Origin of the sequence: Mycobacterium terramassiliense (assembly GCF_900157385.1) — a bacterium.
Classification (GTDB): domain Bacteria; phylum Actinomycetota; class Actinomycetes; order Mycobacteriales; family Mycobacteriaceae; genus Mycobacterium; species Mycobacterium terramassiliense.
This window is the reverse complement of the sequence record NZ_LT717701.1, coordinates 2,871,563-2,886,648: the sequence shown is the minus strand read 5'-3', so window position 1 is coordinate 2,886,648 and position 15,086 is coordinate 2,871,563. Positions and strand designations below refer to the sequence as shown.

Here is a 15,086-nt window from a genome sequence, read left to right as displayed (position 1 = left end):
GTCTCGGCCATGAGTGGTGCGACTCAGCTGAGTTTCGCCGACTTGGGACCGCGCTGGGACCCGGCCGCGGCCCCGATCGACGAAACCCCCTTGCGCGACACCACTTTCGTCGTGGTGGACCTGGAAACCACCGGCGGGCGCACCAAGGACGCCGAGGGTGCGCCGTGCGACGCCATCACCGAGATCGGGGCGGTCAAGGTCCGCGGCGGCGTCGTGCTCGGCGAGTTCGCCACCCTCGTCGACCCGCAGCGCAGCATCCCGCCCCAGATTGTGCAGCTCACCGGCATCACCACGGCGATGGTGTGCGACGCCCCGACCATCGACGCCGTGTTGCCGATGTTCTTCGAGTTCGCCGGCTTGGACCATGGGGCGGTGCTGGTCGCCCACAACGCCGGGTTCGACGTGGGTTTCCTGCGGGCCGCCGCGCAGCGATGCGACCTCCCCTGGCCACGCCCCCAGGTCCTGTGCACGGTCCGCCTGGCCCGCCGGGTGCTCAGCCGCGAGGAGGCCCCCAGCGTCCGGCTCGCCGCCCTGGCGCGACTGTTCGCGGCGGCCGCCCAACCGACCCACCGCGCCCTCGACGACGCCCGCGCCACCGTCGACGTGCTGCACGCGCTCATCGAGCGAGTCGGCAACCAGGGCGTGCACACCTACGCCGACCTACGCTCCTACCTGCCCGACGTGACTCCGGCCCAGCGCCGCAAACGTGTTCTCGCAGAAGGCCTTCCACACCGTCCAGGCGTCTACCTGTTCCGCGGGCCGACGGGTGAAGTGCTCTACATCGGGACCGCCGTCGACCTGCGCCGCCGGGTGGGCCAGTACTTCACCGGCGCGGACCCCCGCGGCCGGATGAAGGAGATGGTCGCGCTGGCCGGCGCGGTCGACCACGTCGAATGCGCGCACGCGCTGGAGGCGGGGGTGCGGGAGCTGCGCCTGCTGGCCGCGCACGCCCCGCCCTACAACCGGCGGTCGCGCTTCCCGCAACGGTGGTGGTGGCTGGCGCTCACCGACGAGGCGTTCCCGCGGCTCGCGGCGATCCGGGCGCCGCGGCACGACCGCGCCGTCGGCCCGTTCCAGTCGCGCACCGACGCCACCGACACCGCGGCGCTGCTGGCGCGGTTCACCGGGCTGCGCACCTGCACGGCGCGGCTCGGCCGGTCAGCCCTGCACGGGCCGGCCTGCCCGGAGGTCGAGGTGTCCCCCTGCCCGGCCGCCCGAGGCGTCAGCGCCACCCAATACGCCGCGGCCGTGGCGCAGGTCGCGGCGCTGATCGAGGGGTTGGACAACGCCGCCCTGGCAGCCGCCGTGCGCCACGTCGCCTCGCTTGCCGAGCAACGTCACTTCGAGAGCGCCGCGCGCCAGCGCGACCGCACCGCCACCGCCATCGAGACGCTGTGGCGCGGCCAGCGGCTGCGAGCGCTGGCGTCGCTGCCCGAGCTGATCGCCGCCGCGCCGGACGGCCCCGACGGCCGGGGCGGCTACCACCTCGCCGTGATCCGCTACGGCCAGCTCGCCGCGGCCGGCACCGCCAAGCGGGGGGTTCCCCCGATGCCGGTGATCGACGCCATTCACGCTGGCGCACAGGCGATCCTGCGAACGGCGGCCCCGCTCGGCGGCGCGCTCGTCGAGGAGACCGCGCTCATCGCGCGATGGCTGGCCAGCCCCGGGGTGCGCGTCGTGCGCGTCACCGCCGAGACCGACGAGGGATGGGCCTCACCGCTGGGGTCGGCCGGCCCGTGGTCGGCGTGGGCGGCGTCGGCGCGTTCGGCGCGGTTGGCCTGGCAGCAGGATCCGGCACGTGCCCCGCGGGGCGGGGACTCAGGCCTGCTGGCCGAACCGCACCCATCGCGCGAGCAGCTGTTCGGCCGCCCCCGAGTCGATGGCGGCGCCGGCCCGTCGCAACCCGTCCTCCCAGGCGGGCAGCCATTCAGCGCGGCTGGATAGCCCGGCGTGCGCGACGATCGCCCCGGCGGCGTTGAGCACGACGGCATCGCGGACCGGGCCCTTCGCGCCGGCCAGCACCGCGCGCGCCTCCGCCGCGTTGGCCTGCGCGTCGCCGCCCAGCAGCTCGTGCAGCTCGGCGCGGGCGAACCCGAACCCGGCCGGATCGAACGTCAGCCGGTCCACGGTGCCGGCCTGCACGCGCCAGATCGTGCTGGTGGTCGTGGTGGTCAGCTCGTCGAGCCCGTCGTCGCCGTGCACGACGAGCACGCTGGACCGGCGGGCCGCGAACACCCCGGCCATCACCTCGGCGAGGTCGGCGAACGCGCAGCCGATCAAACCCGCCCGGGGGCGCGCCGGATTGGTAAGCGGCCCAAGTAGATTGAACACCGTGGGCACGCCGATCTCGCGGCGCATCGCGGACGCGTGCCGATACGACGGGTGGAACAGCGGCGCGAAGCAGAACCCGATCCCGATCTCGGCGAGGCTTCGCGCGATTTGGTCGGGCTCCAGGTCGATGCGCACGCCGAGCGCCTCGAGCGTGTCGGCTCCCCCGGACAGCGACGAGGCCGCCCGGTTGCCATGCTTGACCACCGGCACCCCCGCCGCGGCCACCACGATCGACGCCATGGTGGACAGGTTGACCGTGTTGGCGCCGTCGCCCCCGGTGCCGACGATGTCGACGGCGTCCGCGGGGACCGCGCCGGCCGGCATCGGGCGGGCGTGGCGCAGCATGACGTCGGCCAGCTCGCTCACCTCGCCCGCCGTGGGCACCTTCATCGTCATCGCCACCGCGAAGGCGGCGATCTGGGCCGGGCTCGCCGCGCCGGACATGACCTCGTCCATGGCCCAGGCGGCCTGGCCCCGCACCAGTTCGTGACCGCCCGTCAGGCGGCCGAGGACCTGCGGCCACGACGGCGCCTCCCCGGGGGCGCCCCCGGGCGGGAAGGCTTCAGGTGACGCGGGCACGCGCCGATGGTCCCACGAGGATCAGCCGCCCCCCAACCGTTGCCACAGGCGCGCCCCTGCGGGCCCGGTGGCGGCGGGCAAAACGCCGATCACCGAAATTTCGGACCCGGGTAGAGTTCGACAACTACAAAGCGTCATACTTGCGGATGTGACCAGCGCTGTGGGGACCTCGGGTACTGCGATCACGTCGCGAGTGCATTCGCTGAACCGGCCGAACATGGTCGCTGTCGGCACCATAGTGTGGCTGTCCAGCGAACTCATGTTCTTTGCTGGCCTGTTCGCGATGTATTTCACCGCGCGCGCTCAGGCGGGCGGCAAGTGGCCGCCACCGCCGACCGAGCTGAACCTGTACCAGGCGGTTCCGGTGACGCTGGTGCTGATCGCGTCGTCTTTCACCTGCCAAATGGGCGTGTTCGCCGCCGAGCGCGGCGACGTCTTCGGGCTGCGCCGCTGGTACGTGATCACGTTCCTGATGGGCCTGTTCTTCGTCCTCGGCCAGGCCTACGAGTACTACCACCTGATGTCGCACGGAACCACGATCCCGGGCAGCGCCTACGGCACGGTGTTCTACCTGGCCACCGGTTTCCACGGCCTGCACGTCACCGGCGGGCTGATCGCCTTCATATTCCTGCTGGCCCGCACCGCGATGAGCAAGTTCACGCCCGCGCAGGCAACGGCCAGCATCGTCGTCTCCTACTACTGGCATTTCGTCGACATCGTGTGGATCGCGCTGTTCACCGTGATCTATTTCATCCGATGAGCCGGCGCTAGACGGACAGGAGTGCTCGGTTGAAGAAACTGGGGTCTACCCGAATCGGTGCGCGGCGGACCAAGCCGCGAAAAGCACAGAGCGATCGCTCGCGACGTCGGCTGCGGCGCCGCCTGTCGGGCGGGCTGCTGCTGCTGATCGCGCTGACCTTGTCGGGAGGGGTGGCGGCGGTCCTCACCCCCGCCCCGCAGGTGGCCGTCGCCGACGAGTCGGGGTCGGCGCTGCTGCGCAACGGCAAGCAACTGTTCGACACGTCCTGCGTGTCCTGCCACGGCGCCAACCTGCAGGGCGTCCCGGACCGTGGGCCCAGCCTGATCGGCGTCGGCGAGGCGGCCGTCTACTTCCAGGTGTCCACCGGCCGTATGCCGGTGATGGCCGGCGCCGCCCAGGCCCCCCGCAAGGAGCCGATCTTCGACGAAGCCCAGATCGACGCGATCGGCGCCTACGTGCAGGCCAACGGCGGCGGGCCCACGGTGGTCCGCAACCCCGACGGCAGCCTGGCGATGCGCTCGCTGCGCGGCGATGACCCGGGCCGCGGCGGCGACCTGTTCCGGCTCAACTGCTCCTCGTGCCACAACTTCACCGGGAAGGGCGGTGCCCTGTCGTCGGGTAAGTACGCGCCCGACCTGGGCGGAGCCAACGAACAGCAGATCCTCACCGCGATGCTGACCGGCCCGGAGAGCATGCCGAAGTTCTCCGACCGCCAGCTGTCCTTCGACGCCAAGAAGGACATCATCGACTACGTGAAAACCGTCTCCGAGGAGCGGCAGCCGGGCGGCTACGGCCTCGGTGGCTTCGGACCCGCACCCGAGGGCATGGCCGCCTGGATCATCGGGATGGTCGCCGCCATCGGGCTGGCACTGTGGATTGGGGCGCGAGCATCATGAGCGACGAACACCCGCGCGGCTCCGACACCGACAAGGGCGGACCGGGGGCACCCCACGAGCCCAGCGACGCCGCGCTGGCCGCGATGTCGCAAGAGGAACTGGTGGCCCTGGGCGGCAGGATCGACGGCGTCGAGACCGTCTTCAAGGAGCCGCGCTGGCCGATCGAGGGCACCAAAGCCGAGAAGCGCGCCGAGCGCTCGGTGGCCCGATGGCTTTTGCTGGGGGGCTTCTTCGGGGTCGCGCTGCTGCTGATCTTCTTGTTCTGGCCGTGGGAGTACAAGCCCAAGGACGCCCCAGGCAGCCTGCTCTACACGCTGGCCACACCGCTGTACGGCCTGACCTTCGGAATGTCGATCCTGTGCATCGCGATCGGCGCGATCCTGTACCAGAAAAGGTTTATCCCCGAAGAGCTTTCGATCCAGGAGCGCCATGACGGCGCCTCGCGCGAGATCGACCGCAAGACGGTGGTGGCCAACCTGGCCGACGCGTATCAGGGTTCGACGGTAGGGCGGCGCAAGCTGGTCGGCCTGTCACTGGGCGTGGGGCTCGGCGCGTTCGGGCTGTCGACCCTGGTGGCGTTCGCCGGCGGCCTGATCAAGAACCCGTGGAAGCCCGTCGTGCCCACCGCCGACGGCAAGAAGGCCGTGCTGTGGACCTCCGGGTGGACCCCGCGCTACAAGGGCGAGACCATCTTCCTGGCGCGCGCCACCGGCTCCGCCGGCGCGTCACCGTTCATCAAGATGCGCCCCGAGGACCTCGACGCCGGCGGCATGGAGACCGTCTTTCCGTGGCGGGAGTCCGACGGGGACGGCACCACCCCGGAATCGCAGGAAAAGCTCCGCGCGATCAACCAGGGCGTCCGCAACCCCGTAATGCTCATCCGGATCCGGCCGTCCGACATGTCACGGATGGTCAAGCGCCAGGGCCAGGAGAGCTTCAACTGGGGCGAGTTCTTCGCCTACACGAAGGTGTGCTCGCACCTGGGTTGTCCGGCGTCGCTGTACGAACAGCAGACCTACCGGATCTTGTGCCCCTGCCACCAGTCGCAGTTCGACGCCCTGCACTTCGCCAAGCCGATCTTCGGCCCGGCGGCGCGCGCGCTGGCGCAACTGCCGATCACGATCGACTCCAACGGGTACCTGGTCGCCAACGGTGACTTCATCGAGCCCGTCGGACCGGCATTTTGGGAGAGGACGACGACATGAGCCCCAAACTGAGTCCCCCGAAGATCGGTGACATCCTGGCCCGCCAGGGCGAGGACATCGACACGCGCTACCACCCGTCGGCGGCGGTGCGCAGGCAGCTCAACAAGGTGTTTCCGACGCACTGGTCGTTCCTACTCGGCGAGATCGCGATGTACAGCTTCATCGTGCTGCTGCTCACCGGCGTGTATCTGACGCTGTTCTTCGACCCGTCCATGGCCGAGGTCACCTACAACGGCGCGTACCAACCGCTGCGCGGCGTCGACATGTCCAAGGCCTTCGCCTCGACCCTCGACATCTCGTTCGAGGTGCGCGGCGGGCTGTTCGTCCGGCAGGTTCACCACTGGGCCGCTTTGCTTTTCGCCGCGTCGATCATGGTGCACCTGGCGCGCATCTTTTTCACCGGCGCGTTCCGGCGGCCCCGCGAGGCGAACTGGGTGATCGGGTCGCTGCTGCTGATCCTCGCCATGTTCGAGGGCTACTTCGGCTACTCGCTGCCCGACGACCTGCTGTCCGGCATCGGGCTGCGTGCCGCCCTGTCCTCGATCACGTTGGGGATGCCCGTGATCGGCACGTGGCTGCACTGGGCGCTGTTCGGCGGCGACTTCCCGTGCGGTGGCATCGGCAACGAATGCGCGACGGTGGGCGCCATCATCCCGCGCATGTACGCCCTGCACATCCTGCTGTTGCCCGGGATCATCCTGGCGCTGATCGGGCTGCACCTGGCGTTCGTGTGGTTTCAGAAGCACACCCAGTTCCCCGGCCCCGGCCGCACCGAGCACAACGTGGTCGGCGTGCGGGTGATGCCGATTTTCGCCGTCAAGTCCGGCGCGTTCTTCGCGGCGATCGTCGGAGTGCTCGGCCTGATGGGCGGGCTGCTGCAGATCAACCCGATCTGGAACCTGGGCCCCTACAAGCCATCTCACGTCTCGGCGGGCTCACAGCCCGACTTCTACATGATGTGGACCGAGGGTCTGGCCCGTATCTGGCCGCCGTGGGAGTTCTACTTCTGGCACCACACCATTCCGGCCCCGGTCTGGGTCGCGCTGCTGATGGGCCTGATCTTCATCCTGCTGATCATCTACCCGTTCCTGGAGAAGCGGTTCTCCGGCGACTACGCACACCACAATTTGCTGCAGAGGCCGCGCGACGTGCCGGTGCGCACCTCGATCGGCGCGATGGCGATCTCCTTCTACATGGTGCTGACCCTGGCGGCGATGAACGACATCATCGCGTTCAAGTTCCACATCTCGCTGAACGCGACGACGTGGATCGGGCGCATCGGGATGGTGATCCTTCCGCCGTTCGTCTACTTCATCACCTACCGGTGGTGCATCGGGCTGCAGCGCAGCGACCGCGAGGTGCTCGAGCACGGCATCGAGACGGGCATCATCAAGCGGCTGCCGCACGGCGCGTACATCGAGCTGCACCAGCCGCTCGGGCCCGTCGACGACCACGGGCACCCGATCCCGCTCGAGTACCAGGGCGCGGCGTTGCCCAAGCGCATGAACAAGCTGGGCTCGGCCGGCTCGCCGGGTAGCGGCAGCTTCCTGCGTGCCGACCCCGCGTCCGAGGATGCCGCGCTGCGCGAGGCGGCGCACTCCTCCGAGCAGCGCGCGCTGACCGCGCTGCGCGAGCACCAGGAGAGCGTCGTCGGCTCCCCGAACGGCGAGCACGGCGAGCACTAGACCGCACTGAACCGAGCGCGCCGCGAGACATCAACCCTTGCGGCGCGTTTCGGCGTGTCGTCGCAGAGGTTTATGTGTCGCGGGCCCGCCCGGCTAGCGCGAGTCTGCCAGGCCGCGTAGCTGGCGGATGTGCAGCCACTCCACCACCGGCATGGCCCCGGTGACGACCCCGGCCACCGCGTAGACCGCCCACGACGGGCCGTCGTCACCGACGGCCATCAGGTACGTCGCGGTCGCGGCCGCGATCAGAGCCGCGCCGAGCGTGCCCGTCAGGATGGCCGTGCCGCGCAACCAGACCCGATCCACCACGGTGCCGGACCACTGCGTCGCCGGCTCCGCCGACTGCATCCTCGGCTGGCGCGCCCGCTCGGCCGCGGTGCGCGGCGCGGGGGCCATGAGGCGCACCGGGGGCCGCTGCGGGGCGCGCGCCGGCCCCGCCCCCGGCCGGGTTGCCGGCTCGATCAGGCCCATGCGACGGGCCCGCACCAGCACCGGGATCGCCCCGGCGATGATCAGCGCGGAGACAATGATGACCGCGTACAACACCCACGGGGTGTGCGAGCCGCCGGCCGTCTTGTGGAAGCCCCGACCCAGGTCGGCCAGCGCGACGGCGGCGGCCACGCTGACGCCCAACAACACCAGCCAGACGGCCGCGCAGGCGCCCAGCAGGAGGCGATCGATGACGTCGGGCGGGATGGTGTCGGAGCCACGCCGGTAAGCCGAGTATCTGCTGACCATCAGCAGCTCGTCTGCGGCGAGTCGCTGTTGTTCGACGACAGCACCGTTCCGTCGCTGGTGGTGATCGAGCAATTGAGCCGGCTGACCCGGAAGAGGCTGGAGGCCTGGACCGAGCCGACGTCGGAGGTGGAGATCGGCGTCACGGTCATCGACCACGGGATGTACACGTTGTGCTGGGTGCGGGAGCGCCCGGACGCGTCGACGTAGGTGACCGAGATGATGTCACCCGGCGCCTTGGTGCCGGTCACCGAATAGGTCACCTGCCGCGGCCCGGCCGGTGTTGTCGTCGGCGGAGGCGGCGCGGCCGCCGTCGAGGTGGCCGGGGTTATCTCGTCCTGCGGCGGCGGCGCCGACGGGGTGGTTGTGGTGGCGGGGTTGGCCAGCTTGTTCGTGTCGGCGCGCGTGACGAGCAGCGACACCGAAACCACCAACGCGATCGCGGCCACGATGGCGGCGATGCCCACCACCCACGGCCAGCGCGGGGCGCGGTGTTCGTCGTCCGGGTCGGCCGACTCGTCGTAGCTGTCGTAGTCGTAGAGCCTCAGGTCGGCCGGCAGGTAGGGGCCGCTGAGGAAATGCTCGGACTCGGGGGCCGAATAGGCCCGCGAGTACGCGTCCGTCTGGCCGGTCTGATCCGCCGCCGCGATCCCCGCGCTGTCGTCGACGGGTCCCTCATGGGATTCGACCGCCTCGTGTCCCAGTTCGTCGCCGGAGTCCGGTTCGCCAGGTTCGGTTTCCGGGGGATTCGGCCCGCTCATAGTTGCCTGCCCTGTTCAACTGCTTCACCAGCGCGCGGGGCTCCGCGAATGCCTCGTTGCGCGCGCGCTTGGGAGTTTCTCATATGCCTGGGCAAACCCTACCGAACCGAATAGAGGGGGATGTCTTGGCAAACGGGCCACTGATCAACTGATGCCCTGATTGTGACCTTTGAGTCGCAAATCAGTGTTTCTCGGGTCCCATGTAGTACTCGAAGACCAATCCCGCCGACGTAGCAAGGACGAATACCACCCCGGCAACGATCAGCCACGGCAGCCACAGCGCGATACCGGTCGCGGCCACCGCGCCCGCCAGCGCGATCAGGATCGGCCACCAGCTGTGCGGGGCGTAGAACCCCAATTCCCCTGCGCCGTCGCTGATCTCGGCGCCCTCGTAGTCCTCGGGCCGGGTGTCCAGCCGGCGCGCGACGAACCGGAAGAAGGTCGCCGTGATCGACGCCAGGCCACCGGTCAGCGCCAGGGCGGTGGTACCCGCCCACTCCTCACCGCCGGTGGCGTACAGCGCCGTCAGCACGCCGTAGAGCACGGCCGCCGCCAGGAAAAAGACGGCGATGAATTCGAACAGCCTCGCTTCGATGTGCATTTCGCGTCCTCACCTACTGGCTTGTGCCGATTCGCCGCGGCGGGTATCGAACGGGTGGGTGGTCACCGCCAGCGGCGACTGCGCGATGGCCTGCAGCGCCTCGGCGTTGGACTTCCCCGCGATCCGCTGCTGCAGATAGGCCTTGAAGTCGTTGGGCGCCACCACCCGAACCTCGAAGTTCATCATCGAGTGGTAGGTGCCGCAGAACTCGGCGCAGTGCCCGACGAAGGCGCCGGTCTTGGTGATCTCGTCGACCTGGAACACGTTGACGGAGTTGTTGGCCTGGGGGTTGGGCATCACGTCGCGCTTGAACAGGAATTCCGGCACCCAGAAGGTGTGCACGACGTCCGCGGACGCCAACTGGAATTCGATGCGCTTGCCGGCCGGCAGCACCAGCACCGGAATCTCGGTGGCGGTGCCCAGGATCTCGACCTTGTCGTAGTTCAAGTAGGTCCGGTCCTGGGGGTTGAGCCCCCGCACCGCGCCGACGCGCTCCTCGCCGTGGGCGTCCTTGCCCTCCGGCTTGGAGACCATCGCGGCCTTGCGCGCGGCATCGGCGCCCTCGTAGGTCAGCGTGCCGTCCTTGAAGTTGACGCGCTGATAACCGAACTTCCAGTTCCACTGGAAGGAGGTGACGTCGATCACGACCTCGGGGTCCTTGGCCAGGTGCAGCATCTTCTCCTGGACCACCACGGTGAAGTAGAACAGCACCGAGATGATGAGGAACGGCGTCACGGTGAGCACCAGCTCAAGGGGCATGTTGTAGCCGAACTGCCGGGGCAGCTCGGTGTCGGTGGCCTTCTTGCGGTGAAACGCGGACGACCAGAAGATGAGCCCCCACACGATCACCCCGACCACCAGGGAGGCGATCACCGCTCCGACCCACAGCTCCCGGTTGAGGTGGGCCTCCGGGGTGATGCCTTCCGGCCAGCCCATCCCGATCGCCTCCGACCAGCTGCATCCGCTCAGGGTGACCGCCAGCACGCCCAGCGTCACGGCCAGCGCCAACGGCCGCAAACGACGGGACAGACCCCGGTGGGCTCCCCCGGATCGGCGCTGGAACCTGGCCTGCGACAAGCGTTGCGAACGGACCTGCTCGCGAGGTGTCACGTTGGCGCCTCCATGCTCGGACATCGAATACTACGCAGCGTAGACCACGCCGCTTACCCCGGCGACGAAACCCCGACCCGTCAGGGGTGTGCGGCGCCACAGGCGGCGGTCAAGTGCGGCATACTGGGGCGCCGTGTGTGGTCTGCTGGCGTTCGTCGCGGCCCCGGCCGATCCCGGCGGCCCGAGGGCCGCAGATGTGGTAGACGTGTCGGCCGCCGCCAGAGCCGACGGCGCCATCTCCCGCGCGCTGCGCCTCATGCGCCACCGCGGACCGGACGAGCCGGGCGGTTTGTTTGACCCAGACGGCGACGGGGCCGTCGTGTTCGGCTTCAACCGGCTGTCGTTCATCGACATCGCGCATTCGCATCAGCCGCTACGGTGGGGGCCGCCGGAGGCGCCCGACCGCTACGTGCTGGTGTTCAACGGCGAGATCTACAACTACCTCGAGCTGCGCGACGAACTGGCGACCGAGCACGGCGCCGCGTTCGCCACCGACGGCGACGGCGAGGCCATCGTCGCCGGCTACCACCACTGGGGCACCGACGTGTTGACCCGGCTGCGGGGCATGTTCGCGTTCGCGCTGTGGGACACCGTCACCCGCGAATTGTTCTGCGCCCGTGATCCGTTCGGCATCAAGCCGCTCTTCATGGCCGTCGGCACCGGCGGCACCGCGATGGCCAGCGAGAAGAAATGCCTGATGGACCTGGCCGACCTGATCGGGTTCGACACCGGCATCGATGAGCGCGCGGTGCAGCACTACACGGTCCTGCAGTACGTGCCGGAGCCCGAAACCCTGCACCGCGGGGTGCGCCGGCTGGAGTCGGGCTGCTACGCCCGCATCCGGCCCGGGACGGCGCCGCAGATCAGCCGGTACTTCGTGCCGCGCTTCGCCGCCACGCCGATCACCGGCGACACCGAACAGGCCCGCTACGACGAGATCACCGCGGTGCTGGAGGACTCGGTGGCCAAGCACATGCGCGCCGACGTCACCGTGGGCGCGTTCCTGTCCGGTGGCATCGACTCCACCGCGATCGCGGCGCTGGCCATCCGGCACAACCCCAGGCTGATCACGTTCACCACCGGCTTCGAGCGGGAGGGGTTCTCCGAGATCGACGTCGCGGTCGCCTCGGCGGAGGCGATCGGTGCCCGCCACATCGCCAAAGTCGTCAGCCCGGACGAATTCGTCGCCGCCCTGCCCGAGATCGTCTGGTACCTCGACGAGCCGGTCGCCGACCCCGCGCTGGTGCCGCTGTTCTTCGTCGCCCGCGAGGCCCGCAAGCACGTCAAGGTGGTGTTGTCCGGCGAAGGCGCCGACGAACTGTTCGGCGGCTACACCATTTACCGGGAGCCGTTGTCGCTCAAGCCCTTCGACTATCTGCCGCGGCCGCTGCGGCGGTCGATGGGCAGGGTGTCCAAGCCGCTGCCCGACGGCATGCGCGGCAAGAGCCTGCTGCACCGCGGATCGCTGACCCTCGAGGAGCGCTACTACGGCAACGCGCGCAGTTTCTCCGACGCCCAGTTGCGTGACGTGTTGCCCGGTTTCCGCGACGACTGGACCCACACCGACGTGACCGCATCCGTGTACGCCGAGTCGGCCGGCTGGGACCCGGTGGCCCGCATGCAGCACGTCGACCTGTTCACCTGGCTGCGCGGTGACATCCTGGTCAAGGCCGACAAGATGACGATGGCCAACTCGCTGGAGCTGCGGGTTCCGTTCCTGGATCCCGAGGTGTTCGCCGTCGCCTCCCGGCTGCCGGTCGAGGCCAAGATCACGCGCACCACCACCAAGTACGCGCTGCGGCGCGCGCTGGAGCCGATCGTTCCCGCGCACGTGCTGCACCGGCCCAAGCTCGGCTTCCCGGTGCCGATCCGGCATTGGCTGCGCGCGGGCGAACTGCTGGACTGGGCCTACGCGTTGGTGGACGCGTCGCAGGCCGATCATCTGGTCGACCGGGGCGCGGTGCGCCGGATGCTCGACGAGCACCGAAGCGGCGCAAGCGATCACAGCCGCCGGCTGTGGACGGTGCTCATTTTCATGCTCTGGCACGCGATCTTCGTCGAGCACACCGTGGTGCCGCAGATCAGCGAGCCCGTATACCCGGTCCAGCTCTAACGCGCGGCCTCGCTCAGGCGAGCACCGCGGCGATCTCGGCGGCCGCGTCCTCGCCGTAGGCGCCGGCCAGCCGGGACTTCGCCACCTCGTGGTCCCACACCCACTCCTGGGTTCCGGTGGACTCCAGCACCAGCACCGCCACCAGCGAGCCCAGCTGCGCCGAACGCTCCAGGCTCAGCCCCGCGCTGCGCCCGGTCAGGAAACCGGCCCGGAACGCATCGCCGACCCCGGTGGGGTCGGTCTGGCTGGTCTCGGGCACCACACCGACATGCGTGGTCGTCCCGTCGCGCTCCACGATGTCGACGCCCTTGGCCCCCAGCGTCGTCACCCGCAGCCCGACCTTGCCCTGCACGTCGGCCTCCGACCAGCCGGTCTTGGACAACAACAGCTCCCACTCGTAGTCGTTGGTGAACAGGTAGGCCGCACCGTCGACGAGCTTGTCGATGTCTTCCCCGGACAGGCGGGGCAGCTGCTGGGACGGATCGGCGGCAAACGCCAAGCCGAGCTTGCGGCACTCCTCGGTGTGCACCACCATCGCGTCGGGGTCGTTGGCCCCGATGATGACCAGCTCCGGCTTCCCCACCGAGGACACCACGTCGGCGAGCTTGATGTTGCGGGCCTCCGACATCGCCCCCGGATAAAACGACGCGATCTGGGCCATATCGACATCGGTGGTGCAGGTGAACCGCGCGGTGTGCGCGGTCTGTGAGATCAGCACGTGGTCGCAGTTGACGTTGTGCGCCACGAGCCATTCGCGGTAATCGGCGAAGTCATCGCCGGCCGCACCGACCAGCGCGACATCACCGCCTAGCACACCGATGGCAAAGGCGATGTTGCCCGCCACGCCACCACGGTGAATGACCAGGTCGTCGACGAGGAAGCTAAGCGACACCTTCTGCAGATGGTCGGCCAGCAGCTGCTCGGAAAAGCGGCCGGGGAACCGCATCAGATTGTCGGTCGCAATAGAACCTGTCACCGCGATCGTCACGAAATCTCCATCCTTCGTTAGTAAGGTTATCTAGCTTACTCAGGCGCATCGGGTGTCGTCGCCTCACGGTCCGGGCAAACTCGTGCGCTAGCCTGCCTAGGGAAATGAGACGTCGCCGGGCCGCCGGCCTCGGGCCCGTCGGGACCCGGCGCGTTCATGGTCCCGACCACCACCGTAGGAGAACCACATGGCAGGTCCGCACCCGCCGGACCCCACCGTCGGCGCCACCGGACCAACGCCCCACACCGGGTCCCGGCCGCTCGAGTTCCCCGGCGAGCCTCCGGCGGGCCCGCCAACCCACCACGCGGCCCATTACGGCGGTCAAACGCCCCCGGTCCCGTACCCGACGGGGCGGCCCAAGCGGCGGCTGCTCATCGGCCTAATGATGGCCGTCGCGCTGGTCGCCGCGACGACGCTCGCGATCGCGTACGGGGTTCGCACCAACGGGGCCAATACCGGCAACTCGTTCTCCGAGGGCGCGGCCAAAACGGCGATTCAGGACTATCTGGACGCCCTCGAGCACCGCAATATCGACGTCATCGTCCGCAACGCGCTGTGCGGCATGTACGACGCGGTCCGCGACAAGCGCTCCGACGTGGCGCTGGCCAAGATGAGCAGTGACGCCCTGCGCAAGCAGTTCTCCGACGTGCAGCTCGTGTCGGTCGACAAGATCGTCTACCTGTCGCAATACCAGGCCCAGGCGCTGTTCACCATGCGTGTGTCGCCCGCGGACGGGAGCCCGGCGCGCAGCGACGTCCAGGGCATGGCCCAGCTGCTATTTCAGCGCGGCCAGATCATGGTGTGTGCGTATGTGCTCCGCACCGGCGGCTCGTACTAGCGGCGATCGCGAGGGCGGCGAGGCCTGGCGTGGGGCTACCCCCGCGGAGCTGGGGGACGGGTCGCCGCGACCGGGATGAGCGGCCCGTCGATCAGTTGAACGAGTCCCCGCAGGCGCACGAACCCGTGGCGTTGGGGTTGTCGATGGTGAAGCCCTGCTTCTCGATGGTGTCGACGAAGTCGATGGACGCGCCTTCGACGTAGGGCGCGCTCATCCGGTCCACCGTCAGCGTGACGCCACCGAACTCCGCGGTCAGGTCGCCGTCCAGCGTCCGGTCGTCGAAGAACAGGTTGTAGCGCAGGCCCGCGCATCCGCCCGGCTGGACCGCGATGCGCAGCGCCAGGTCGTCACGGCCCTCCTGGTCCAGCAGCGACTTCGCCTTGGCAGCGGCGGCTTCGGTCAGGATCACGCCATGGGTCTTGGCGGTCGTCGACTCGTTTTGCACCGTCATTGCTTCTCCTACTTAGCTCATGGTCGGGCGCCA

The 15,086-nt window shown here is 69.3% G+C and carries 13 protein-coding genes and 1 pseudogene; 7 read left to right on the top strand and 7 right to left on the bottom strand.

Annotated features, from left to right (window positions below; all coding sequences use genetic code 11):
* Nucleotides 1-9 precede the first annotated feature (9 nt).
* A pseudogene (locus MTAB308_RS28205) lies at nt 10-1,881 on the top strand (DEDD exonuclease domain-containing protein); the annotation flags it as partial.
* On the opposite strand, the gene trpD reads toward MTAB308_RS28205, so the two are convergent.
* The gene (gene trpD / locus MTAB308_RS28200; protein WP_077104195.1) at nt 1,819-2,910 is read right to left on the bottom strand and encodes an anthranilate phosphoribosyltransferase; all 1,092 of its coding nucleotides are present in this window, start codon (nt 2,908-2,910) and stop codon (nt 1,819-1,821) included. The pseudogene MTAB308_RS28205 and the gene trpD overlap by 63 nt on opposite strands.
* 148 nt (nt 2,911-3,058) lie before the next feature.
* Between trpD and ctaE the strand changes: the two genes are divergently transcribed.
* From ctaE to qcrB, 4 genes are read left to right on the top strand one after another with little or no spacing between them, the layout of a single operon-like run.
* Nucleotides 3,059-3,670 (top strand): aa3-type cytochrome oxidase subunit III, encoded by a 612-nt coding sequence (ctaE, locus tag MTAB308_RS28195; RefSeq protein WP_066937831.1) that lies wholly within the window; start codon nt 3,059-3,061, stop codon nt 3,668-3,670.
* Nucleotides 3,671-3,699: 29 nt separating this feature from the next.
* Entirely contained in the window at nt 3,700-4,566 is an 867-nt protein-coding gene (gene qcrC, locus MTAB308_RS28190) for a cytochrome bc1 complex diheme cytochrome c subunit (RefSeq protein WP_077104193.1), read from the top strand.
* Nucleotides 4,563-5,771 carry a cytochrome bc1 complex Rieske iron-sulfur subunit gene (gene qcrA / locus MTAB308_RS28185; protein WP_077104190.1) on the top strand — a complete coding sequence of 403 codons (1,209 nt, stop codon included), beginning with the start codon at nt 4,563-4,565 and terminating at the stop codon, nt 5,769-5,771. Before qcrC ends, qcrA begins: the two co-directional genes overlap by 4 nt.
* Nucleotides 5,768-7,456 (top strand): cytochrome bc1 complex cytochrome b subunit, encoded by a 1,689-nt coding sequence (qcrB, locus tag MTAB308_RS28180; RefSeq protein ID WP_077104910.1) that lies wholly within the window; start codon nt 5,768-5,770, stop codon nt 7,454-7,456. Before qcrA ends, qcrB begins: the two co-directional genes overlap by 4 nt.
* Before the next feature lie 93 nt (nt 7,457-7,549).
* Here qcrB and MTAB308_RS28175 read toward each other — a convergent pair whose 3' ends face one another.
* The 4 genes from MTAB308_RS28175 to ctaC all read right to left on the bottom strand — a co-directional run bounded on the left by MTAB308_RS28175 (nt 7,550) and on the right by ctaC (nt 10,663).
* The gene (locus MTAB308_RS28175) at nt 7,550-8,194 is read right to left on the bottom strand and encodes a DUF2561 family protein (RefSeq protein ID WP_077104188.1); all 645 of its coding nucleotides are present in this window, start codon (nt 8,192-8,194) and stop codon (nt 7,550-7,552) included.
* A complete protein-coding gene (locus tag MTAB308_RS28170; RefSeq protein ID WP_077104186.1) occupies nt 8,194-8,952 on the bottom strand; it encodes an MmpS family transport accessory protein in 759 nt (252 codons plus the stop codon). Before MTAB308_RS28170 ends, MTAB308_RS28175 begins: the two co-directional genes overlap by 1 nt.
* Nucleotides 8,953-9,133: 181 nt before the next feature.
* The gene (locus MTAB308_RS28165; RefSeq protein ID WP_077104184.1) at nt 9,134-9,553 is read right to left on the bottom strand and encodes a cytochrome c oxidase subunit 4; all 420 of its coding nucleotides are present in this window, start codon (nt 9,551-9,553) and stop codon (nt 9,134-9,136) included.
* 9 nt (nt 9,554-9,562) lie between these two features.
* Nucleotides 9,563-10,663 carry an aa3-type cytochrome oxidase subunit II gene (ctaC, locus tag MTAB308_RS28160; protein WP_077104182.1) on the bottom strand — a complete coding sequence of 367 codons (1,101 nt, stop codon included), beginning with the start codon at nt 10,661-10,663 and terminating at the stop codon, nt 9,563-9,565.
* A gap of 133 nt (nt 10,664-10,796) precedes the next feature.
* On the opposite strand from ctaC, the gene asnB reads away from it, so the two are divergent.
* On the top strand, nt 10,797-12,776 hold the full coding sequence (gene asnB / locus MTAB308_RS28155) for an asparagine synthase (glutamine-hydrolyzing) (RefSeq protein WP_077104180.1): 1,980 nt from the start codon (nt 10,797-10,799) through the stop codon (nt 12,774-12,776).
* 13 nt (nt 12,777-12,789) lie between these two features.
* On the opposite strand, the gene MTAB308_RS28150 is transcribed toward asnB, so the two are convergent.
* Nucleotides 12,790-13,764, bottom strand: a complete 975-nt coding sequence (locus MTAB308_RS28150; protein WP_077104178.1) for a carbohydrate kinase family protein — start codon at nt 13,762-13,764, stop codon at nt 12,790-12,792.
* 187 nt (nt 13,765-13,951) lie between these two features.
* Between MTAB308_RS28150 and MTAB308_RS28145 the strand changes: the two genes are divergently transcribed.
* A complete protein-coding gene (locus MTAB308_RS28145) occupies nt 13,952-14,602 on the top strand; it encodes an Rv0361 family membrane protein (RefSeq protein WP_077104176.1) in 651 nt (216 codons plus the stop codon).
* A 91-nt stretch (nt 14,603-14,693) separates the two neighbouring features.
* Here the strand turns inward: MTAB308_RS28145 and MTAB308_RS28140 are convergent, their stop codons facing one another.
* Nucleotides 14,694-15,053 (bottom strand): iron-sulfur cluster assembly accessory protein, encoded by a 360-nt coding sequence (locus MTAB308_RS28140; RefSeq protein ID WP_077104174.1) that lies wholly within the window; start codon nt 15,051-15,053, stop codon nt 14,694-14,696.
* Nucleotides 15,054-15,086 lie beyond the last annotated feature (33 nt).